We start from the raw sequence: 22,813 nt of genomic DNA on the forward strand, positions 1-22,813 counted from the left end.
ACGTTCGGCCCGTCATGCTGTCACGATGCGGAGGCCATAAAGCGTGCTCGCGTCGGTTGTTTCATGCGAAGAATGACGAGGTTCTCTCCAAGGCCCGAATTGCCGGGCTCCTATTCTTGCAGTCACCAGGTCCTCACAGGAGCACTCCATGCTGAACGCACGAGTTGGCGCCAGGTCCGCCGAGACTGTCCGTGTCTTCGCCGCATTCCTGATGCTGGTGGCGATGGGCTTCCTTGCGATTCGCATGGTCATCGTCTACCACTATGTTCTTGCCTATCGCGCAAATCATCCACAGGCGTTCAGCGATTTCAATTTCTACTATTACGCGTTCCAGTCGGTCCTGAACGCGCCGCACGATGCCTCGCTGATCTATAACAACGAGCAACTCGTCGCGTTCCTGAATGGGCTCGGCGTCAATACGGTCGGCGATATCCTCATCTATTGTTATCCGCCGCATTTCGCGTTGATCTTCTCGCCGCTCGCGTGGTTGCCACCGTTTACCGCCAAACTCGTGTGGGTAAGCATGTCGGCGATCCTGTGCGTCATCGGAGCGGTTCTGGTCGCGAAGCTGTCGTATCGCGGCGGCGACCGGCGGGTCACCGCACTGCTTGTTGCGATTACGCTTCTGAGTTTCCCGGTGCTGCATGACGCCTATCTCGGGCAATCGAACGAACTTCTGTTCTTTTTGCTGGCCGCCGCATTCTTTCTTATCGAGCGCAACAATCGCTGGACCGCGGGCCTATTTCTCGGGTTTGCCGTCGTCTTCAAGGTGACGCCCCTCGCGATCGTCGGACTGCTTCTGCTTCGCAAGGAATGGCGCACGGTGTTGTCGACATTCATCTGCGCTGGCGTGCTGACCCTCTACACCGCGAGTCAGCTGGGTTTCAAGGTCATCCTCACTTACTTTACTGAAGAGCTCGCCCGGGCTCAGGCACAAATCGCCGCTGCAGGCGGCCTGCCGGGCAATAGCTCCGTGCGCGGCGTGCTGCAGACGCTCTCCGAGAGCCTGGGCATGCCCGCATCCGCCGCCGCACTACGGTTGACGTCGACCCTCTTCGCTGCGCTGATCTGCCTGTTCGCGTGTTACCTGGTGCTCCGCCGAAGCCGCGATAACCGCACCGTTTTCGCGCTCGCCTGCATGACGATGCTGCTCGCTGCGCCGGTGCTCGAACCCATCCACATGGTGATCGCACTGATTCCGCTTGTGATCCTGATCGGAACCGCGCTCGAACAAACGGACCTGCAACTGTCCGCCATCACTCCACGTACAGAGCTGTTGCTTCTGGCAATCGCCACACTGCTCCTGTTCTTTCTCGAACGGTCGGCGACATACGCCGTCTCGGCCTTCCTCACCTATGCGCTGTGCGTGGCGCGCTATTTCCCGCCGGCGGCCGTATTCGCACGCACCGCGCGCAACGGGCCCGGTCGCCTTGATTCGAGAGTCCTATAGTTTCTTAGCCGATTCAGACCGCTCGGGAAAAAGCCGTCCGCCGTCGGCGACAAGGGCTCCCCGTTTTTTGTCCGCCCGGCTCGGAAAGGCACTCTCATCATACGATAAGCGCTTCGGGAATTTTGGCGGCGCAGTGATGGCAATGGCGCACACGCTACATGCCGGCCCCGATATAGTTTCCGTGCCTCGTGTCCTTTCGTTCGTTCGCAGCCGAGCGCTTTTCGCCTCGACGCCAGCGCAAGCAATACCCGCGATGCCCCCGTTCACTTTCCGGAGACCACGTGCTGACATCCGCGATTGGCGTACTGAGAAAGCGGCTTCTGAATCTTCACACCGACCATCGACGCATAGCGAAGGGCGCATTGATCGTTTCGCTATTCGTCTTTCTCGGCAAGGGAGCGGGCGCGTTCAAGGAAATGGCGATTGCGCAGCAGTATGGTGTGGGCAGTGTCGTCGATGCCTACCAGCTTGCACTCGTGCTCGTCACCTGGCTTCCGCTCACGCTCACCAATGAACTGAGCATTCTTCTCGTCCCGCTGTTCGTACGCATGCGCGAGAACAAGGAAGAGCTCGGCGAATTCGTGAGCGAAATGGAAACCGCATGTCTTGGTCTCGGCATCGTGCTGACGGGGCTGCTCTTACTCGCATGGCCTTTTCTCGCTCACGTGGTGGCTGGCAATCTGTCCGAACAGACCCGCCAGATGTGCTTTCAGTTGCTGCTCGGCCTGGCGGTGGTCGGCATCCTCAGCTTGACCATCTGCATCAGTTCGGCGCGGCTGCAGGCGAGCGGCAAGCACCTGAATACGCTGCTCGAAAGCGTTCCCGCGCTCGTGTTGCTCTGCTGCGTGCTGGTCCTGCCGACGCAGGGTTCGCTCGTACCCTTGATGCTCGGCACGTCGCTGGGCTACGTCGTGCAGACCGCGCTGCTTCACTTCAGCGCCCGGAGCGCCGACAGCGTTCGGTTGCGGCTGCGCTTTTCATTTCGTTCGCCTCACTGGCGCAGTGTGTTTCATTCCACGAGCATGCTCGTATTCGGCGGCGTGTTCGCTACATTGATCCCGCCGCTCGATCAGTACTTCCTTGCGCACGTGGGCGACGGTGCAATCTCGACCTTCGGCTACGCTTACCGCGTACTGGCGCTGCTGCTGGGCATGGGCGCGCTTGCCATCAGCCGCGCCATCCTGCCTATCCTCGCCGAGATGCTGACCGCGAAAGATCATGTCCGTGCGCGTGATACCACCTTCAAGTGGTCGCTCGTGATGGCCGCGATCGGCGCAATCGGCGCGGTGATCTTCTGGTTTCTCGCGCCCTGGATCATCACCTTGCTCTTTCAGCGCGGTGCCTTTACGGCTGAAGATTCGGTAGCGGTCACTCAACTCTTCCGGGTTGGCCTCGTGCAGTTGCCGTTTGCGTTCGGCGCGCTTGTGATTCTGCAATTGCTGGTGAGCGAGGCGCGCTATCGAATGCTTGCGGCCATCGCGGTCGCGATCTTCGTGGTGAAGATCGTGGCGAACATCGTGCTGGCGCCGCGCTACGGTGCGCAAGGCGTAGTGCTCGCGACCGGCGTGATGGCGGCCGCCAATTTCGCCTGCTATCTGATGTGCCTGCGCGCGCCGCGCCGCGACGGCGAATGACTCCCGCCTGCGACTTCGCGCGACCTCGACAGTTCGGCTCGAAAGGTTCGGTTTCGCACATAAGCCGCGCGGCACTCGCGGTCCAATGCCAGAGTCTCTTCCACACGACCGCGCGTAGATAGCAGTCCGTTTCGAAGGCGATTCATATGCCACCGTTTTCGTGGCATGCGGCCACTTCACTGTCGAATGAATCCGGCGACCCGCATGGCGGCGAATGCCATCCCGACAATCGCGCCTATTCGACGATGAACATGAATCAGCGCTTTCCCCTGATGCTCGATATGTGGGTCAGATTCGAGCGCATGCTGTACAAGACATCTCCCGGCGACATGCTGCCCGGAGCCGGGCGCTCCGCTCATCCGCAATGCGAAGTTCTCTATAACGGCAGCGTCAGCATCACGAACTTGTGGAAGACCTTGCTGATGCGCGAAACACCGCATCTTCAGATCGTGTGGCGTGCGCCGGGTGAACCTGCACGTTTGATTGCGGAATCGCACGTAGCCATACCGAATCGCCTCTTCTTTTGCAATTCGCTGTCGCTTGCGCTAGAGCGTCAGCGGCTGCTGTGCGAACGCGCGCGACAGCGCCTCGAGACCGCCGCTTCGCCACGCGATTTTCCCGTGATCGACCTGACCGGCGAAACGACCCGCATGTCCAACGCCGACGTGATGCGTTTCGCTTTTCGCCATCTGCGCGAGAAGGTCGTCAATCAACTGCGCAAACGGTTCTCGCGACGGGGTCACTGGGGAATTGCCATACAGCGCGCGGATCCAGGCGTGAGCGCCGAAGGCGCGCAATGGTGGCTGCAGATCCCATCCCCGAGCGATCGCTTCTTCGCCGATCCCTTTCCCTGGCGCGATGCGGCCGGTCAATATCATCTGTTCTTCGAAGACTTGCCGTACGCGACCGGCAAGGGCGTCATCTCACACGTCGTCCTCGATCCCGCGACGAACACATGGGACGCCCCGCCTCGCATCGTGCTGGAGCGGCCCTATCATCTTTCGTATCCGTTCATCTTCGATTACGAAGGCGAAGTCTTCATGATCCCGGAGACATCGGGGAACCGGACGATCGAGGTCTATCGCGCCGCGCCGTTCCCGGACACATGGGTGCATCACGCGACCTTGATGCAGGACATCCTTGCTGCGGACACCACGCTTCTGCACGAGGCGAACACCTGGTGGCTCTTCACGACGATCGAACAGGGGGAAGGTCCGAACTGGGACGAATTGCATCTCTACAACGCGCCCACGCCTTTCGGCCCATGGCACCCGCACCCGGGCAACCCTATCGTCTCCGACTGCCGTCGCGCCCGCATGGCGGGCAATATTTTCAGGGATGACGAGGGCCGTCTCGTACGACCGGCGCAGGACTGCGAGCGCGAATATGGCGCAGCTGTGTGGTTTTGCGAGATTACGAAACTCGATATGCGCGAATACGCCGAATCGCCGATACGCGTGAAACACGCTGCGCCTGGCCAGTCAGGCTTGCACACCTGGAATCAGGCCGGTGACATCACGGTGGTGGACATCAAGATGAACCTTTCCCGGCGAGCGAGCGCTCGAATGGAGTACAGCCGCTTGTAGTGACAACAGCGAAGATAGAGGCAGCGATGGTTGGTGAGACTGGATGCTTAATGGTCAGTGCCGTTTGAGCGCTTCAATTCGCGAGCACTGCCCGGACCGGACGCATGTGTTGCAGAAGACCGCGCAGCGTCGGCCGATTCGTCGTTGGTAAGACGTTTCGACCGCGGCGAGCGAAACACGATATCGAACACTGCGATGAGTGCAAGCACGATGACGGCGCCGATCGCGATCGTGCCGCCCAGATTGAGCCAAGCCATATCTTCTCCGCGAGTTGTACGTGACGACTACAGAGCTGAATTCATGACATGTTGGATATCGCCTGCAGCACGCTTTCAAGTCGGCATTGCCGAACGGCAGCGGCAAGTATTCTAACACGCACCTTTTTTATGTACGGTAAGGCACACAAAGGTCAAGGTCCTCTTTCAACCCTTTCCGGACAACACCTTCATTGCGTGTGGTGGTGCACAGAAGCGCCTGATTTGCAGGCCGGGCGCGCGGGATTCCCTTGAAGAGGGAATCGTCTCGGCGGAACGCGGGAAGATCGAGGACAGCAAGGGCATCTGCTTTCAAGCTAGCAAACCAGATGCCCGAGACCCTTCTCTCAGCACTTCATGAGTAAACGGCGCGACGCCACGACTCTTTAGACAGACCGCTCATCAATTTTAGTCTGACGAAAACAAGGACGACTGCCATGCGAACCCGGATCATGTTCGTCATAACCGGCCTCAACCTGGGCGGTGCCGAGAGTCAATTGCTATTGCTCGTACGCGCCTTGCAGCGTCTGGGCTGGGAGGTGGCCGTAGTCTCGATGATCGAGCCGAAATACTTTGTTCAGGACTTTGCAGAGATGGGCGTGGAAGTCATCACGTTGAAAATGCTGCCGGGAAAGTCCGACCCGCGCGCACTCTGGCGGTTCGCAAAACTCGTCCGCTCATGGCGTCCCGACATCGTGCATTCGCACATGGTCCACGCCAACATCTTCGTGCGCGTTGCACGGCTGTTCTTTCCGACAATTCCCATCGTATCGACCGCACACAGCATCAACGAACTCGAGGGCAGCTATGCAAGGCTCCTGGCATACCGCCTCACGCGCCATCTTTCGCACTACACGAGCAGTGTGAGTGCGAGTTCGTACCAGCATTACGTGTCGTTGCGCATGATCAGTCCGCGCAAAGGTGGCTTCGTGCCGAACGGCGTGGATCTGGAACGCTTCGATTGCGACGCGGACGCGCGTGCGGCACTTCGCGTTGCACTCGGCATCGAAGATCAGTTTGTCTGGCTGGCTGTCGGCCGGCTGGTCCCGGCGAAGGATTTTTCCAACCTGATCAAGGCCGTCGCACTGCTGCGCGACCAAGGCCTGTCGCGGATGCGCGTGCTGCTGGCTGGCGACGGCCCCGAGAAGGCAGACCTGCTCAAACAATGCGAACAGGCCGGGCTAGGCCCGATCATTCAGTTTCTCGGGCCGCGACACGATATTCCGGATCTGATGAACGCGGCCGACGCAGTCGTGCTGTCGTCCGCCTGGGAAGGCATGCCGATGGTCATCCTCGAAGCAATGGCTGCAAGGCGTACGGTGGTCGCAACCCATGTCGGCGGCGTGGGCGAATTATTTCCGGCCGACGACGTCGACAAACTCGCACGACCTAAAGACCCCGTGGCTCTTGCCGAACGCATGGCGTACACCATGCGGCTTTCGGCTGAAGAGCATGAGCAGGCCGGGCAACGGGGCCGCGCTTTCGTTGAGCGAAGTTTCGATATCCGCAAGGTGGCGCGCGACTGGGACGCCCTTTATCACCGCCTCGCGAACTCCGCGAGCACCCGTGAAGCGGCTGTGCAGGCCGGCCTGCACACGGGCTCCGAAGAAGCGCGCGACTAGCGTCCCGGTGTCTGCGTCGTCGCGCGTCGGCCGGCTTCGGCAAGCCGGCTATTCCGTCTTGCAACCGCCGCTGCAAACATTGTCGAGATACTTCGCATCGGTACCCTTGTGCTGGTGCTTGATGAGCACCCAGGTATCCTTTCCGGCCACGGTGTTGTATCGGACCGTATTGCCGCCGTAATTCGTGCGGTCACCGTAGACGCCGCCGGTCAGCTTGGCCTCGGACAGGTTCGACGTGATCTGATTACATTCGAAGACATTGCCGCCGCTGTTCTGCGTCGCGTCATCGTTCTCGACGCCCACCGTGCAACTCATCGCCTTGTTATAGCCGACATAGCCATTGCGATGTCCAACGAAGACCGGTCCATAGAGCGGACAGTTATCGAAGGTGTTGAAAACAACACGATCTCCGCTGCCTCCATTGGCTCCGCCGGTCTGGAACATCGACTGTCCGAAGAACTGCCTGAACGTGTTGCCGGCCAGGAAGAAGTTGCTGACGTTGTCGTTGGTTTCCACCGGGATATCCCAGTGCCCTGGCGCGTCCCAGTCGACCACCGGCTTCGGCGTGTTTGCGCCTTCGAACGTACAGCCGACGATGCTGTTGTTCAGCATCAGTCCATTGCCGGCCCGATAGAGAAACATGGTGTGCTCGCCCGCGACATTGCGCCTGAGCACGGCACCCGGCTTGCATTCCATGCGGCGATAGCTCGTCTTGATCGTGACCGTATGCGCAATGACACAGGTCCGGGCGGGCACCATCACATCGCTCGCGTCGATGGCTCGCTGGAAAGCCGCTGTGTCGTCCGTGTGACCGTCGCACTTCGCGCCATAGCGCATCGGATCCACCGGGTCATGCAATGCGGGGCGTTCGAACGAAGTCTCGATGCATTTCGGGTTCTTCGGAAGCGTCAGGATCTGCGCTCCGGGCAGGCCGGAACCGGCAAGACAGAGCGTTGTCACCGCGAGCAGCACATGGCGGCTGCCTGAAGTCACGCGCTGCCACCGTCTTCGTGCGCCACTCATCGCGTCACGCCCCAGGAAGTGCGCCCGCGCCGACGCGCGCAAAAAGCAGGTCCCATTGCGGCAGTATCGCCTGCAAGCCGAAACGCTCGCGCATCGAGTTCGCAGCCTGACGGCCCATCTCATGGCACAGGCGATCGTCGCTGACGAGGCGGCGCAGCGCATCGGACAGCGCCTCGCGATCACCCACCGGCACGAGCAGTCCGTCCTGTCCATCGCGCGTGAGTTCGCGCGGACCACTTGGACAATCGGAGGCCACACATGGCAATCCGAGCGCGAGACTCTCCATCAACGCCATCGGCATGCCTTCGAACCGCGACGACATGGCAAACGCCCGGGCGTTGGCCAGCTCGTTCCACAAGGTGTCGGTCGTTCCCGGCAGGAAGATGCGTTCGCGCATGCCAAGCCGTTCGATCTGCGCTTCGAGCAGAGTGCGGTCGCTGCCTTCCCCCCAGATCCACAGATCGACGTCGTCGCGCTCCCTGGCGACAATCGCGAAGGCGTCGATCAGAATATCGAACTGCTTCTGTGCCGTGAGACGCCCGACCGACATCACCTTCATGCGACCGCCTTCATGGGCGCGCAGGAGTCCGCGTTCGAACACCTCGTTCGGCAACGGATTGGGCACGACGGCGATGCTTCGCGCACCCGGCACCATCCTCCGGAACGATTCGACGATGCTCTCCGTCAGCACCGTCACGACGCCCGCGCGCGGATAGAAGACGCGGCACAGGAACGCCCAGAACCGCGAGCGGCCGTCGACCGAAGGATTGTTGTGTTCGCATGCAATGACGGGTATCCGCAGTCCGCGTGCGGCAAGCAGCGTCATGATGCTCACGTTCGGCAGGAAGGAGATCAGCACATCGGGTCGCCCTTCGCGGATCAGGCCGCGCAGCAGCTTCACGCGGACCCGGTATCCGGCGGGCCCACGCCCCTCCCCCGTGGCCAGGCGCGCGAGGTGAACCACGCGCACGCGCTCGTCCACCGGATAAAACACCGCGCCGCCGCCTGAGAACGTGGGCACGAGCGTCACCTCGTCGCCGCGTGCGACCCACGCGTTCACGAGTGTCGCCGCAACCCGCTCTGCGCCGCCCGAACCCATCGAACTGACTAACAGGAAGATCTTCATGAAAGGCCGCTATGCGAACGATGCACCAATTGACGTGGATGAAGATCAGGCGATCCCAGCCTGCGATTTCACGCCGACAGTCGAAAACACCTCGCCCCACAACGCGATGGTCTTCTCGAAGGCGAAGGTCTGCGACACGCCCGCCGCACGCGCGGCCATCTCGGCACGTTCGGCATCGTTGGCCATGAGCCGCTCCAGTGCCCGCGCAAGCGCCTCCGTGTCACCCACCGGATGCACCAGCAATCCGTTGTCTTCGTGACGGATGATGTCCCGCGGTCCGCAATCGCAGTCGTAGCTGACCGCGGCCACGCCGGCGGCCATCGCCTCGACGAGCGTCATCGAAAAGCCTTCGAAACGCGATGTGAGCACGTAGAGATCCGCGCGCTGATACCAGTCGCGGACATTACCCGCGTGCCCGGGCATCTTCACGCGATCGTGCAGCGCGTGGCGCTCGACCATCGCTTCGAGGCGCGTACGTTGATCCCCTTCACCGACGATCACGAGATCCCATTGCGGCAAGTCCCCGGCGATACGGGCGAACGCGTCGATCAGATAGTCGAAGCCCTTCGCTTCGTGCATGCGGCCAACCGCCAGCAGCATGCGGCGCCCGGCTTGCAGCACGGTCTCGGGCATGATGATGGGCTCGGTACGCGGAATCGGATGCGAAAACGGCGGCGGAATCACCGACACCGCCGAACAGTCACAATGCTCGCGCAGCCAGGCCTTGCTTTCCTCGGTGAGCACGACAACCCGGTCGGCGGACGGAAATACCCAGCGCCGCAAGGTCGCCCATAGCCGGCTCGGCACGATCGGCGGATGCGTGTGCTCGGTCGCGACGACCTTGCACGGCAGCCCCCAGCCAGCGAGGATCGTCAGAACGGACGTGGCCGTCATCATGCCGACAGCGATATCGGGCTTCACCGACCTGAGAATGCGGCGCGCGGCGCGCACGCGCGCGAAGTTCGCCAGGAGACCGCCCAGCCCGCCAAGCGGCCCGCTGCGTCTTGCGGCAATAGGCATGTGCAGTCGCTTCACGGAGCCGTCGAGCGGATAGAAATCCAGATCCGGCGACACTTCCGTCACGATCGTCACGTTCACCGAACGCGACGCCCACTCGTTCGAAAGATTCGCGGTGACGCGCTGCGCGCCGCCGCACTCCATCGAATAGATGAAGATCACGATGTTCATTGGGCCCCCGCCGGTCTCGATGCGCGGCACGTCAAGATGAACTCGTTTCCTGATAGTAGGCCTTGTATGCCCCCCCGCCGTAACGTCGCGCGTACGCATAGCCGCCCGCGCCGTCGGGCACCGCATTGAGGACCAGCCCGTTCACCTTGCAGCCGGCCTGATTGAGGCGTTGAATGGCCGTGTCGATTTCAGTCGCACGCGTGACGCCGTAGCGCGCAAGCAGCAGCACCGTTCCGGCCGACGGTGCAATGATGCCGACGTCGGATACCGCGAGCACCGCCGCCGCATCCACGACGACGATGTCGTAGTCGTCCGCTACCTGACGAATTTCACGCTCGAAGTCGCCTCGCAGCAGCAGTTCGGACGCGTTGTCCGGGTACTTGCCCACACTGAGAAAATCAAGATTGGGCAGGACATCGCGACGAATGGCTTCCTGGATCGTGACCGATCCTTCCATCACCTCCGCCAGTCCGCGTTCCCACGGCAGCCCCAGAATGCGATGCATGTGGCCGCGGCGCAGGTCCGCATCGACGAGCAGCACGCGCTTGCCGCCGGCGGCCAACACTGCCGCGAAATTCGCCGACGTGAATGACTTCCCGCTATGCGGCATCGGGCCGCTCAGCATGACCACGTTATTGCGCGCGCCGATCATCGCGACCTGCACCGCGGTGCGGAGCATGCGCAGTCCTTCGATCGCCGCATCCTGCGGGCACTTCACGGCGAGCAGGCGTTCGTCGATCGTCGGCTTGCGCGTTCTCGCCAGGCGCGCCTCGTCATGACTCATCGGAATCGCGCCGAACATCGTGAGACCCGTGCCCTGCAACTCGACCGGATCGACAACGCCCTTCTTCAGGAAATCACGCGCGAAAGCGAGCCCCAGCCCGGCGAAGAGCCCTCCGAACAACGACAGGACCACGATTATCATGCGGTTCGGCTTGGACGGCTCCTCGGGTACGACGGCCGCGTCGACCACGCGCACGCCGCTGATCTTGCCGGCACGCACGAGTTGCAGTTGCTCCATGTTGGAACGCATCGTGGAATAAACATCCGTCGAGACGCGCATTTCGCGCATCAGCCGCACCGCGCCCTGCTCGTCCGCGGGAAGTTCTCGTACGCGCTCCGTGAGGGAATCGCGATAGCGCTTCGTCGCATCGATTTGTTTGTCGATCTGGAGCACTTCCGGATGGGTGGCGGAGAAGCGCGTGGCGAGTTCCTGGCGTCGCTGCTGCAGTTGATAGAGCGACGTATCCGCCGTCGATGACTGTTGCAGGAGTACACGCGCCTGCTCGCTGATATCGACCGACAGATGCTTGTTGCGATATTCGTTGTACTGTTGCTCCGCCTGTTCGACCTGCTGCTTGAGTGCGGGAAGCTGCGAGTTGAGGAAGTCGAGTGAAGACTGCGCTCGCACCGCCTTGCGCTCGGAGTTCTGTCTGACGTACGCCTGCGAGATGGCATTGAGCGTAGCGGTCATCAGGACCGGGTCGGAGCCGGATAGCGTTGCCGACAACACATCCGACTTGTTGCCCTGCTCCTCGACTTGTAGCGAGCGCCTCAGTTCACTGATCGCCGAAGCGCGTGACGCGCGCTTCAAAACGAACTCGATTCCCGGCTCCGCCTGGATACTGGCGACGCGCAGATCCAGAGGCCCGTTTGCGGTCTTGACATTCAAGGCCTGACCGACCTTGCCCATCACGGGCGCGTCAAGGCCAGGGCCGGTCAGTTCGAAGCGGTCCCCACCCAGGGTCTTGAGCTGAAACGGCCGGCCCAGCGCTCGCTTCGGCACGTCGAAAACCGGCACTTCAATCGCCTCGTTGCCCCAGGCAAAACCGCCCAGACCGAAAATACCCGGCGTCGAGAGGTCCTCCGCGTTGCGCGCGATGACTCCGCCAATCACGGGAAAATAGCGTGGCTTCGCCGTTACCGCCAGATTCAGCGCATCGACTGCCTCGCCGATGACGAGGTTCGAGCCCAGGATTTGAATTTCACCGTCCGCATTTGACCGAACCCCGACTACCGATGACACATCGCCGACATAATCATTCGGGGAGCGCGATTGCCCTTCGCCGGTACTCTCCAATTGAATGACAACACGCGTTTGATAAATCGACGGCGCGATAGTCGCATAGACAACTCCGGCGACGAATATTAAAACGAACGTACAAATAATGAGCCACCGATGCGAATAAATGCTATCGATGACGCCCACCAGATCAAATGCGGAAGCCGAAGCATTTCCCGCACCGCGCTGCTCGATGTGCTCGGCCATGCGTTACCCCTCTCTCTCGTTTCTCGCTCGGCGACCGGCGGTCGAGTGTGACGCACCTATACGACGAGATGAAATGCTCGCAGCGATTCGTACGAGGTTATGCGAGTTGCAGCTTTTATCTGACTTAACGCCGGAATGCTCTGGCTATCATGGTTTGCCGCCTCCAGTCCTTTAGACATACATAACGGCTCGGCTGGCCCGGATCGACGACGCCACGTATCCTATAACGCGCTCGTCGATAACGCCAACAACGCAGTTTTTATATGGTTGGTTGATCTGAACAATTCGGCAGCGCACATAAAAAATCTATCGTCGGATTGGGGAAAAAACTCCTTGGAATGACCATGGATTGTTGATTACGATACCGATTCGGACGCGGACCAGCCCGCCCTGGCAATTCGCCATATCATTGTCCGTCTATTGGATTTCTTGGCTTTTTCGTGTGTGACAGCATTAGCGACCGCGTTGTAACGAAGGTGTCTTTTACCTTAAATCGCGCACCTCACTTTGCCGCTTTCGTAAGCTCCCGGAGAAGCAAATGATCAACCTGGCAGTGGGCTTCACAGCCGCATTTCTGGTGACCTGGCTCGTCGTCAGATATGCCGGCACCTACGCGCGCTTTTCACTTGATCTCGATCTTGATGGTGTACAGAAGAATCACTACAGTGCGATTCCGCGTGTGGGCGGGCTATCCATATTCACCGCCACGGCGATAACTTTATCGGCTTCGACATTTCTTCATACTTCACCAAGCTACGAATCATTCATCTTGTTGAGTTGCGCGACGCCGGTTTTTATCGGCGGCCTGGCAGAGGATCTCACCAAGCGCGTCAGCCCCCGCATGCGACTGCTTTGCGCCCTCGGCGCGGCACTCGCCGGTTGCCTTGTCCTGCATGCCGTGGTTGACCGGGCGGATGTGCCCGCGATCGATTTCGCCTTGCGTGTGCTGCCGATCGGGATCGCGTTTACCATGATTGCGGTTGCCGGCGTCACGAACGCGATGAACATCATCGACGGGCTCAACGGTCTCTCGTCGGTCGTCGCGATCCTGATCTTTGCATCGGTCGGCTATGTTGCGGTCACGGTCAACGACTGGCTAGTGGCAAGCGTGGCTTTCACGATGATCGGGACGATCGGCGGCTTTGTCGTATGGAACTATCCATCGGGCCTCGTTTTCATGGGCGACGGCGGCGCTTATTTCATCGGCTTCGTGATGGCCGAACTCGTGGTCTTGCTGATTGCGCGTCATCCGGGCGTCAGCGCGTTCTACGCGATCGTACTGATGTATCCGGTGTTCGAGACACTCTTTTCCATCTACCGGCGCCGCTATATTCGCCACAGGCCAGTCGACGCGCCTGACGCGCTGCACCTTCATACGCTGATCTATAAGCGGATTGCCCGCAAGGGCATCTCGTTCAGGGACAAGCAGAACTGCGTCCGCCGTAACTCGCTGGGCTCGGTCTACCTGTGGCTGCTGAGTCTGGTGACGATCGTTCCTGCAACGCTCTTCTGGAACGCGCCTTATGCGCTTGCGATCTCGGCCATTGCATTCGTGAGCATCTATATCTGGATCTATTCATCCGTGGTGAGATTCAAGACTCCGGGCTGGATGATTCTTCCTATTGCAGCGATCAGACCGGCGTCTCGCGCCGAAAGACCGCCTGCTGCGCCCGACCGCCTGCACTGATCCTGCAACCAGCACTCCTGCCTTCGCCCGCGCGCTGCAGACGTACGGGACGGCAGCGCGCACCGCGCGCGCCCAGCTTTGCATTTCATTTTTCGGCATGTCACATGATTGGGAGGCCGCATGAATCCGCGCAAGGTCGTGCTGTTTGCGAACACGGACTGGTATCTCTATCATTTCAGGCTCTCGTTCGCGAGCCGTCTTCGCGATGAAGGTTATGAGGTCGTCCTCCTGTCTCCCGAGGGGCAATATAGCGAACGACTCATCGAGCTGGGATTCCGCTGGCACGCCGTGCCAATGCATCGTCGTAGCCTCAATCCTCTGCGTGAACTGCGGCTCATCCTGTGGCTGGCGGAGTTCCTGGCGCGGGAGCGGGCGGGCATCATCCACGGCTTCACGATCAAGGGCGCGGTGTATGGCGCCCTGGCTGCCAAACTTGCTTCCGTGCCGGTACGGATCAACGCGATCGACGGCATGGGCTACGTCTTCACGAGCAACGGAATCAAGGCACGCGTGCTGCGTCCGATGGTGCGGCAGGTGATGCGACTCGCGTTTCGAGGCGGCTCGAGCGCACTGATTCTCCAGAATCCCGACGACGTAGCGCTCTTCATGCAGGCGAGGATCGTCGATAAGGAAGCGGTGAGAGTCGTGCGCGGCGCAGGTGTTGACTTCCGGCGCTTCATGCCGCGTCAGGAAACAACAGGCGGCGAGGCGGCGCCCTTGCGTGTGCTGCTGGCCGCGCGCCTGATACGCGAGAAAGGCATTGAAGACTACGCGGAAGCCGCGCGGATCCTGAAGCACGAGAACCGCACGATACGTTTTCTTTTGGCGGGTGCGCCTGATGAGGGCAACCCCACGGCAATCGGCCTCGACGTGGTCCGACGCTGGACCGAAGAAGGGCTCGTTGAGTGGCTGGGTCATGTGCATGACATGCCGGCGCTTCTGTCGAACGTCGATGTCGTCGCGCTGCCGAGCTACTACCGCGAAGGTTTGCCCACCACGCTGGTCGAGGGCGCGGCGTGCGCGCTGCCCCTCATCACGACCGACGGCCCCGGTTGTCGCGAGGTAGTCAGCCGCAACGGCGAAGATGGCCTGATCGTTCCGGCTCGCGACGCACGGGCGCTGGCCGACGCCATCCGATTGCTGGACGACGACCGCGCGCTCGCCCGCAAGCTGGGGCTGGCCGCTCACGAGAAAGGCTTGCGTGAATTCGACGAGAGGGTCGTGCTGGACAAGTTGCTCACCACCTATCGCGAATTGGGCACTTTGCGGCGCCGGCCGCCCATGATGCAGAGCGAATCCGCATGAGCGCGATCGACGAAGTGCGGCCGGTTGCCGCCGGGACGGACCTAACGCCCTTCCTGACCATCGTCACGCCGACTTTCAATCGGGCGCATACCTTGCCGCGCCTGTTCGAGAGCCTTGCAAGGCAGGCGGACCACGGCTTCGAGTGGCTCATCGTGGATGACGGCAGCACCGACGCGACACCGGAGTACTGCGCCTCGCTGCTGGCGCAGTCTGAGGTGTCGGTGCGCGTGATCCGAAAGGCCAACGGCGGCAAGCACACCGCCTTGAACGCAGCAATGCCGGCAGTGCGGACAGAACTCGTATTCATCGTCGATAGCGACGACTATGTGACAGCGGATGCAGTGTCGAGTATTCGCGACGTGTGGCGCGATCACCGTGTGGCAGATTGTTCGGGCGTCTGCTTCCTGCGCGGGACGACCGAGCACGACACGCTCGGGGCGCGCTTTCCAGTGGACGGCGAGGTAGCGTCTTACATCGAGATGAGGTTCAACCGCGGCGTGAGAGGCGACAAGGCCGAGGTCTATCGCAGCGATCTCTTGCGACGCTTTCCGTTTCCCGAATTCGAAGGCGAGCGCTTTCTCGCGGAAGACGCGGTCTGGGCTGCTATCGGACTCGAGTACCGAATGATTCACATCAACCAGATCATCTACGTTGGTAACTATCTGGAGGCGGGACTGACGCAGGGCGGAAAGTCTTTCATGGTGAAGTGCCCGAACGGCGCGATCGAAAGCGTGCGATGGTTTCTGTCGCCCAAAGTCCGCTTGAAAGTGCGTCTGCCGATGGCATGGCGATATATTGCCTATGGACTGTTCGCGAGGCGCTCAATCGTGCGGCACATCGGATCGAGTGGCGCGGCGTTGCTCGTCGCCAGTCAACTGCCGGCGGGAATCGCACTCTATTTCTACTGGCGCCGTCGTTTCCGGAACGAACTGGGTGCCGCGAAAATCGCTTCGAAAACGGGACGGACGGCCGCGAGCGCATCACGTCCGTAACGCAAAACGCGCGTACCTGCCATGCGATAAGCACGACAGGTACGCGCGTGTGCGCGTCGAACGCAGCGACTGCGCGTCCGACGATGACCCGAGCGCTTACTTCGGGTTGGTGACAGTGACCTTCGGTCCTGACGGATCCCAGTCGGCGAAGATGTACGCCGAAGAGAGCGGACGGCCCCAGACCGGATTCGTGCTCGTGATCGCACCGGTCACGTTCGAGCCTCTCGGCAGTGCCTGAACCGAGAATGCGCACACCTTGCTGCCCGTGTCCACGTGGTTGGTGATGGCGATGTTGACCGTCTTCTTGACGTTGCTCGCAAACGCCGACAACCAGATCTGGATACCGGGACCGGCGCAGTTCTTCGACGTCGGGTTATTGATCTTGATGTTTTCGAGCACGGTCAAATTGTTGTCCGGTTCGATGTCGAGACCCGCGCCGGGAGCCGTGCCGCCGATGTTTTCCCAGATCGGGCTATTGAGCGTCAGACCGCTCACGCTTCCGATCGACATGCCCTGACGACGGCAACCGATAGCATGGTGATTGTTGATCGTGATGTTCTTGCTGTAGGCGTTGCTGCCCGAGCAGCTGTTGTCGAGGTAGATGCCATCGCCCCAGCAGTTGATGGTCGTCGGCGATTCGATCGTCAGGTTCGTCGCGCCGTTGATCGAGATGCCCATGCCCCATTCGCCGGTCTTAGACGAATTCAGTTCCTTGCTCCCGTCGAGATAGGCGTTCTCGATGATCACGCCGTCCACGTCCCACACGCGGATCATCTGATACACCTCGGCGTTGTACGAGAGCAGCTTGATGGATGCGCCCGGCGCGAAGCGGATGTGGCTCTTGTCCCGAATATCCAGTCCCTTCATGTCGATGCGGGACTGACCCGTGATCAACAGGATCTGACCCACGGAGCCGTCGATTGCGGCTTGCAGCGCGGCACGATCATTGGTCTTGCCATCGCCCTTCACGCCAAACGACTTATCGGTCAGCACGCCTGCAGTGCTGCTGGTGCTCGAATTGTCCGTGCTCGCCGGCGTGCTGGCAGCGGGTGCGCTCGCGGCGCTGGTGCTGGAAGCCGGCGAACTCGCCGAGGAGGAGCCCGACGCGCCGCGGCGGCGCTGACGCTCGGCTACCGATTCAGCGACACCGCCGTCGCTGCCTCCGCCACATGCGGTCAGCACGACCGAACCTGCGCCGGCGATCAGCGCCGATAGAAATTTGCGGCGGAAGGCGATGACGCCTTCGCGATTCGCGGAGTCTTGGATGCTGCCATTTTCGAGGTGCATTTTCATTTCAATTTGAAAGGAAACGGCAAGCACAGGCGTGTCTAAGCACGAGCCCATTAATTAGGACTACCACTCGACTATGCCGACGCTCGACCTTGGTATTAGGGTGGCTCAAACTTCTCTGAACCAATGCATTCACTTTGGACTGCTACTCATCCATTTGCGAATCGTTCGTTCAGCGATCAGCGGAAAGAAAGCGAAAGACGTGTGCGGAACGGTTCGGAGGATGCGCCGCGTTGCTGCTGTGCGGCTTTGAACTCTGAGAGAGGTGCAACGGGTCTGTCTGTTTCGTCTCGAGCGATACTATCTTATCGTAATATCTAGGTAAGATTTTCTCTACTTTGGTAAGTGTCTGTAACGCCCCGGAAATTCGGCATTTATTGCTTAAATCGATTTGTTTTATGCGGGTTATTACGTACAACTTCCGTTGTCTGGAAATGGGGATGTATTCATTAGACGTCAAACGGGCGCATCGCTCGAATTGGACGCCAAAGAGTCGGGAACACCCCTATTAGTGGGACGAACGGTCGTGAGCGGGATGCTGCATGGTGAAGCCTCAGAGCATGTTTATTCTTCAGTTTTTTGCTTGTCCTAAGCTTTTTGCTCAGATGAAAAGGCGAGATCGCCGCTAATGGGTAGTATTGGCAGATCGAGCAGACAATATGGGCATCGCGCCAATTTTGCAGCCAACGCGAGAGGTCAAGAAATTTTTTCCTGACACTCGGTCAACGCCATGCTTCGCGTGTTCTATTCGAACGACGACGCATCACTTCGGCAGCGCCGCGCATCCAGAACAGCACGAACTGAAGCCCACAGCGGATAGCATCAGCGCCACCGTTTGGACGTTTCGCTGGATGACTCGTCGCGACTCCATGCCGATCTGGTGACCCTGACGTCGGATCCGAGAGCGAGCGCTCGGTTCAGTATTGCGCGTGTGCCAGGCGTCGTGCTCACGTGTGCAAGTTGAGACGGCTCGAGCCAGACCACTTCATCGACTCTACCGCCCATGGCGGGCTGTGGATGAACATCGTCGGGAATCGCGACGCGGAATACATGATGAAGGTGATGCGCGGACACCTGCTGGAATAACAAGGCCGCCGCGCTCGCCTCGACGCCAGTGTCATCGAACAGCGCGCGGATTGCGGCCACGATCGCCAGCTCGTCGTGCCCGATCGTTCCTCCCGGCAACAGCCACGGGCCGCCTCTCTCCCTGACCAGAAGCACTGTGTGATGACGCACCAGCAGCACAGTCGCTCTTGTTCTCATCCCCGTCTCCGTTTGCACTTGAGTTCATTGTTGGCATGATGGTGCGGCCCGACGCGCCGGATTTCCGTTACCTACCTCGCCATCGAAACGATTCTCAGCTTCGAGCTGCCGCGCGATGTCGATCTTGCTCGTCCGCCAGGCCTTCGGCCATTCGGGCATCCCCCGTCCGGCGACGTGCGCTCCGGCGCGTCGCAGCGGGAGCGCAGGCGCGGACGGCGCACGCAACCAGGTGGTTCCGAACGGATCGGAGCGGAAGAGTTCCGGAAAACGGGGAAATGGAGACGATCGCGCGCCCAGCGACGGGGCGCGCGATCCGGGAGATCACTGCGGCGGATGCGCCGCGGCGGACATCACGCGCCGAGCGCAGGATCGCTCATGCTGTCCCGGCCGGTCTCGACGTGACCGGCCAGCCTACGGACGAACGTGTTGTCGGTATCGACCTTGATTTCGACGTCATACCAGCCGTGCGCGTCGCGTAGATCCAGATAGACCTCCGCCGTATCGCCGCCGCGCACGCGCCGCGAAACAGTCCGCGTCGGCGCGTAGGCGTTGCTGACGCTGAACGTGCAGGCGGCCGTTCCGCGGTTCTCGAGCCGCAGTTGCAGGTTGCCGTTGGCCACGTCGTAACCTTCGGCGACGTCCGGTTCGGCCTGTTCCTTCGACCACCATGAATGCGGTTTCCCGACCGTGCCCGCGATACGGCGCACAAAGCCGTTCGGGCCATGTACGACGAAATCGAAGCTGCCGTCGGCTTCCGCCGCGACGCGGTCGGCCAGGCGCTTGCGCGCTTCTACGGTGTAGCTGCGCGGCGCCTGCGTACTCGCGTTGCGGTAGAGCAGGAAGACCGCGCCGGCGCTGCCCGTGTTGATGAAATCGAACGAGACGGCGTCTTTCGACGCATGCGGCTTCGTGCGCACAAACAGCTCGTACGGCAGCGCGCGCGCCGGCCGCACTCCCGGCTCCTGCTGCGGGACGGTCTGCGCATCGGGCGGCACCGGCTGGTATTGCGGGTGACGCAGCTTGTCGGGCGGCGCGTAGGCGCTGGTGGCGGGCAGCGTCGGAAGATGGGCGTTCGGCTGACGGAAGTCGAACGCGGACGTGAGGTCGCCGCAGATCGCGCGACGCCACGGCGAGATGTTCGGCTCGGCAAGACCGTGCGCGCGCCCGAAGCGCTTCTGGATGAAGCGGATCACCGACGTATGGTCGAAGGTCTCCGAGCACACCCAGCCGCCGCGCGACCACGGCGACACGACCAGCATCGGCACCCGCGCGCCGAGTCCGTACGGCCCGCTCGCATAGCTTGCGTTGCCGGCGAAGATTTCGCTGGCGGTATCGACGGTCGAAAGGCCATTGGCGCTCGACGTCGGCGGGAACGGCGGCACGACGTGATCGAAGAAACCGTCGTTTTCATCGTAGTTGATGATCAGCGCGGTCTTGCTCCACACCTCCGGGTTCGACGTCAGCGCCTGCAACACCTGATCGACGTACCACGCGCCATAGTTCGCCGGCCATTCGGGATGCTCGGAAAAGGCCTCCGGCGCGACGATCCACGAGACCTGCGGCAGCGTGCCGTTCGCGACGTCGCGCTTCAGCAGCGTGAAGTAGTCGTCCCCGGCGGCCGCGTTGGTGCCGCGCCGCGCCTTTTCGTATAGCGCACTGCCCGGCTGCGCGTTCTGATACTGCGTGAAGTAGAGCAGCGAGTTGTCGCCGTAATTGCCGATGTAGGCGTTGTCGGTCCAGCCCCAGCCGTTCTTCGCGTCGAGTCCGTTGCCGATGTCCTGGTAGACCTTCCACGAGATGCCCGCACGTTCCAGCACTTCGGGGAACGTGGACCAGCCGTAGCCCGCTTCCGCGTTGTCGACGACGGGGCCGCCGCCGCTGCCGTCGTTCCCGACGTAGCCGGTCCACATGTAGTAGCGGTTCGGATCCGTCGATGAGTTGATCGAGCAGTGATAGGCGTCGCAGATGGTGAAGGCGTCCGCGAGCTGGTAGTGGAACGGGATGTCGGCGCGTTGCAGGTACGCCATGGTCGTCGTGCCTTTGGCGGGCACCCACTGGTCGTAAAGGCCGCCGTTGAAGGCGGCGTGTCCGGTCACCCAGTCGTGCGGCAAGCCCTGCAGAAACTGCAGCCCGAGGTTCGCCGCGTCCGGATGGAACGGCAGCAGCTCGCCCGCGCCCGATGTCGTCGGCTGATGGAAGACCGGCTTGCCATTCGGCAACGCGACTGCGCTTTTGTCGCCGTAGCCGCGCACGCCGCGCAGCGTGCCGAAGTAATGATCGAACGAGCGATTCTCCTGCATCAGGACGACGATGTGCTCGATATCCTCGATCGAGCCGCGGCGGTTGTTGGCGGGGATCGCCAGGGCCTGGCGGATGCCGAGCGGCATCACGTTCAGCGCGGCGGCCGCGCCGGCCGCTTCGACGGACGCGCGCAGGAAGTCACGACGGTTCTTGTTTTTCATGGGTAGGCGGGGAAGGTGAAGGGAAAGGTCAATCCACCGTGTGAATCATGGGGGCCGCAAGCGCGTCCGACGATGCCTGCGCGCTGCCTGTCTGCGCCGGGCGGCTTGAGGTGGTGCCGGTGGCCTGCTGTGCCCAGTCTTGAAGCTCGCTGGTGTCGGTGGTTGCGGGCGTCGGAGGATCGAGCGCGGCGGGCGACGTCGCCGGACGCGTGACATCCGCATCCGGACGGCTGCATCCGCAAACGATTGCGCTCAGGAATACGGCGAATCCCGCCGCCATGCGGCGACCTGGCACGAACGACATCGGGTTCTCCGGCAGAGGCGCGCCGATCGACGCAGCGTCGCGAAGCTTAGCCATCGCTTGTGTAAGCAGTGTGACCAGTCCGCGCGATACCATACGGCGGGCGTAGAACGATAAGAGGACGACAGAGCGTGACCCAACGGAATGACGCCCGCGAGGAAGGGCTCGAAGCAGAACGCATGCAGGCGCTGATGCTCGCGATCGCGTTATCGCTGGGGAGCGCGATCGCGCTCGGCCTGGCGCGCTTCTCCTACGCGTTGCTGCTGCCACCGATGCGCCAGGATCTCGCGTGGAATTTCGCGCAGGCCGGCGCGATGAACACCGCGAATGCCTTCGGCTATCTGCTCGGGGCGCTCGCCTTCTCGCGATGGTCGACGCGCTTCACCTCGCGCTCGTTGTTCGTCGCGGGCTGCATCGCCACGGTCGTACTGATGGCAGCGAGCGGCGCTGTAACCGGCACGCGCGCGCTGCTCGCGCTGCGCGTGGCGACGGGCATCGGCAGCGCACTCATCTTCGTGAGCGGCGGCGTGCTGGCGGCCCGGCTCGCCTCGCTCTCGCCGCGCGACGCCGGACTCATCATCGGGATCTACTACGGCGGCACCGGCTGGGGCATCGTCATCTCGTCGATACTCGTGCCGTTCACCGTGTTGCCCACGCTGCACGGCTGGCGCTACGCGTGGTTCGCGCTGGCCGTCGGCTGCGCCGTGTTTTCAGTGGTCGCGGCGTCGGCCGCGCGGCGGATAGACAGCGCGCAGTCCGCGTCCACGAGCCGCCACGGCGCGCACGACGCAGCCCGCGCGCCGGTACAGCGGCGCCGTTTCACGCTCGCGCTGGCGGGGTATGCGTGTTTCGGCATCGGTTATATCGGCTACATGACCTTTATCGTCGCGTTGCTGCGCAATGCAGGCATGAGCGCGCCGGTGGTGAGCGGCTTCTATGTGCTGCTCGGCGTGGCGACGGTCGTCTCGGCGCGCATGTGGTCGACGCTGCTCGACCGCATGCGCGGCGGCCAGGCGCTCGCGATCCTCAACGCCCTGCTCGCCGTCGCGACGCTCGTTCCCGCGATGATCGCGCATCCGCTCGCGGCCTTCGTCTCGGGCGCGCTGTTCGGCGCGACGTTCCTGTCCGCCGTGGCGTCGACGACCGCGTTCGTGCGGCACAACCTCCCGTCCGCGCAGTGGGCGCGCGGCATCAACGCCTTTACCATCGTGTTCGCGTTCGGGCAGATCGTCGGGCCGGTGGTGATCGGCAAGATATCGGACAGCGCGGGGCTCACCCGCGGACTCGTGTATTCGGCGCTGGTGCTTATGGTCGGCGCGCTGCTGGCGGCGTTCCAGAAGCCGTTGGGCGGCCGCTAGCGG

At 61.7% G+C, this 22,813-nt stretch carries 17 protein-coding genes; 9 read left to right on the forward strand and 8 right to left on the reverse strand.

What is annotated here, in order from left to right; all coding sequences use genetic code 11:
- The first annotated feature begins 148 nt into the window (after positions 1-148).
- The 4 genes from QCE88_RS22845 (at position 149) to QCE88_RS22860 (ending at position 6,546) form a co-directional block, all read left to right on the forward strand.
- Positions 149-1,450, forward strand: coding sequence for a glycosyltransferase family 87 protein (locus QCE88_RS22845; protein WP_309906393.1), 1,302 nt, complete (start codon positions 149-151; stop codon positions 1,448-1,450).
- 281 nt (positions 1,451-1,731) lie between these two features.
- The gene (gene murJ / locus QCE88_RS22850; RefSeq protein WP_309906395.1) at positions 1,732-3,084 is read left to right on the forward strand and encodes a lipid II flippase MurJ; all 1,353 of its coding nucleotides are present in this window, start codon (positions 1,732-1,734) and stop codon (positions 3,082-3,084) included.
- A gap of 146 nt (positions 3,085-3,230) precedes the next feature.
- Complete coding sequence (locus QCE88_RS22855) at positions 3,231-4,670, forward strand: hypothetical protein (protein ID WP_309906397.1); 1,440 nt, start codon at positions 3,231-3,233, stop codon at positions 4,668-4,670.
- Positions 4,671-5,361: 691 nt separating this feature from the next.
- Positions 5,362-6,546 (forward strand): glycosyltransferase, encoded by a 1,185-nt coding sequence (locus QCE88_RS22860; RefSeq protein ID WP_309906398.1) that lies wholly within the window; start codon positions 5,362-5,364, stop codon positions 6,544-6,546.
- Positions 6,547-6,594: 48 nt separating this feature from the next.
- Here the strand turns inward: QCE88_RS22860 and QCE88_RS22865 are convergent, their stop codons facing one another.
- Genes QCE88_RS22865 through QCE88_RS22880 form a run of 4 tightly spaced genes read right to left on the reverse strand, consistent with a single transcriptional unit; the run spans position 6,595 to position 12,152 of the window.
- Positions 6,595-7,539 (reverse strand): hypothetical protein, encoded by a 945-nt coding sequence (locus QCE88_RS22865; protein ID WP_309906400.1) that lies wholly within the window; start codon positions 7,537-7,539, stop codon positions 6,595-6,597.
- 34 nt (positions 7,540-7,573) lie between these two features.
- Positions 7,574-8,695, reverse strand: a complete 1,122-nt coding sequence (locus tag QCE88_RS22870) for a glycosyltransferase family 4 protein (RefSeq protein WP_309906402.1) — start codon at positions 8,693-8,695, stop codon at positions 7,574-7,576.
- A 45-nt stretch (positions 8,696-8,740) separates the two neighbouring features.
- On the reverse strand, positions 8,741-9,883 hold the full coding sequence (locus QCE88_RS22875) for a glycosyltransferase family 4 protein (protein WP_309906404.1): 1,143 nt from the start codon (positions 9,881-9,883) through the stop codon (positions 8,741-8,743).
- 31 nt (positions 9,884-9,914) lie between these two features.
- Positions 9,915-12,152: a polysaccharide biosynthesis tyrosine autokinase gene (locus tag QCE88_RS22880; protein ID WP_309906407.1), complete on the reverse strand. Its 2,238-nt coding sequence runs from the start codon at positions 12,150-12,152 to the stop codon at positions 9,915-9,917.
- Between the two features lie 538 nt (positions 12,153-12,690).
- Between QCE88_RS22880 and QCE88_RS22885 the strand changes: the two genes are divergently transcribed.
- The 3 genes from QCE88_RS22885 to QCE88_RS22895 all read left to right on the forward strand — a co-directional run bounded on the left by QCE88_RS22885 (position 12,691) and on the right by QCE88_RS22895 (position 16,136).
- Positions 12,691-13,839 (forward strand): glycosyltransferase, encoded by a 1,149-nt coding sequence (locus QCE88_RS22885; RefSeq protein WP_309906409.1) that lies wholly within the window; start codon positions 12,691-12,693, stop codon positions 13,837-13,839.
- 120 nt (positions 13,840-13,959) lie between these two features.
- Positions 13,960-15,144, forward strand: coding sequence for a glycosyltransferase family 4 protein (locus QCE88_RS22890; RefSeq protein ID WP_309906410.1), 1,185 nt, complete (start codon positions 13,960-13,962; stop codon positions 15,142-15,144).
- Entirely contained in the window at positions 15,141-16,136 is a 996-nt protein-coding gene (locus QCE88_RS22895) for a glycosyltransferase family A protein (RefSeq protein WP_309906412.1), read from the forward strand. Before QCE88_RS22890 ends, QCE88_RS22895 begins: the two co-directional genes overlap by 4 nt.
- A gap of 96 nt (positions 16,137-16,232) precedes the next feature.
- On the opposite strand, the gene QCE88_RS22900 is transcribed toward QCE88_RS22895, so the two are convergent.
- On the reverse strand, positions 16,233-17,129 hold the full coding sequence (locus tag QCE88_RS22900) for a right-handed parallel beta-helix repeat-containing protein (RefSeq protein ID WP_309906415.1): 897 nt from the start codon (positions 17,127-17,129) through the stop codon (positions 16,233-16,235).
- Between the two features lie 7 nt (positions 17,130-17,136).
- On the opposite strand from QCE88_RS22900, the gene QCE88_RS22905 reads away from it, so the two are divergent.
- A complete protein-coding gene (locus tag QCE88_RS22905) occupies positions 17,137-17,259 on the forward strand; it encodes a hypothetical protein (protein ID WP_309906417.1) in 123 nt (40 codons plus the stop codon).
- Between the two features lie 989 nt (positions 17,260-18,248).
- Here the strand turns inward: QCE88_RS22905 and QCE88_RS22910 are convergent.
- The 3 genes from QCE88_RS22910 to QCE88_RS22920 all read right to left on the reverse strand — a co-directional run bounded on the left by QCE88_RS22910 (position 18,249) and on the right by QCE88_RS22920 (position 21,455).
- Positions 18,249-18,689: an NUDIX domain-containing protein gene (locus QCE88_RS22910; protein WP_309906419.1), complete on the reverse strand. Its 441-nt coding sequence runs from the start codon at positions 18,687-18,689 to the stop codon at positions 18,249-18,251.
- Positions 18,690-19,039: 350 nt separating this feature from the next.
- Positions 19,040-21,151, reverse strand: coding sequence for a phosphocholine-specific phospholipase C (locus QCE88_RS22915; protein ID WP_309906421.1), 2,112 nt, complete (start codon positions 21,149-21,151; stop codon positions 19,040-19,042).
- Between the two features lie 28 nt (positions 21,152-21,179).
- Complete coding sequence (locus QCE88_RS22920) at positions 21,180-21,455, reverse strand: hypothetical protein (protein ID WP_309906423.1); 276 nt, start codon at positions 21,453-21,455, stop codon at positions 21,180-21,182.
- A 176-nt stretch (positions 21,456-21,631) separates the two neighbouring features.
- On the opposite strand from QCE88_RS22920, the gene QCE88_RS22925 reads away from it, so the two are divergent.
- Positions 21,632-22,810 carry a YbfB/YjiJ family MFS transporter gene (locus QCE88_RS22925; RefSeq protein ID WP_309906578.1) on the forward strand — a complete coding sequence of 393 codons (1,179 nt, stop codon included), beginning with the start codon at positions 21,632-21,634 and terminating at the stop codon, positions 22,808-22,810.
- Positions 22,811-22,813: the final 3 nt, after the last annotated feature.

The sequence above is a fragment of the Caballeronia sp. LZ035 genome (genome assembly GCF_031451175.1).
Classification (GTDB): Bacteria; Pseudomonadota; Gammaproteobacteria; order Burkholderiales; family Burkholderiaceae; genus Caballeronia.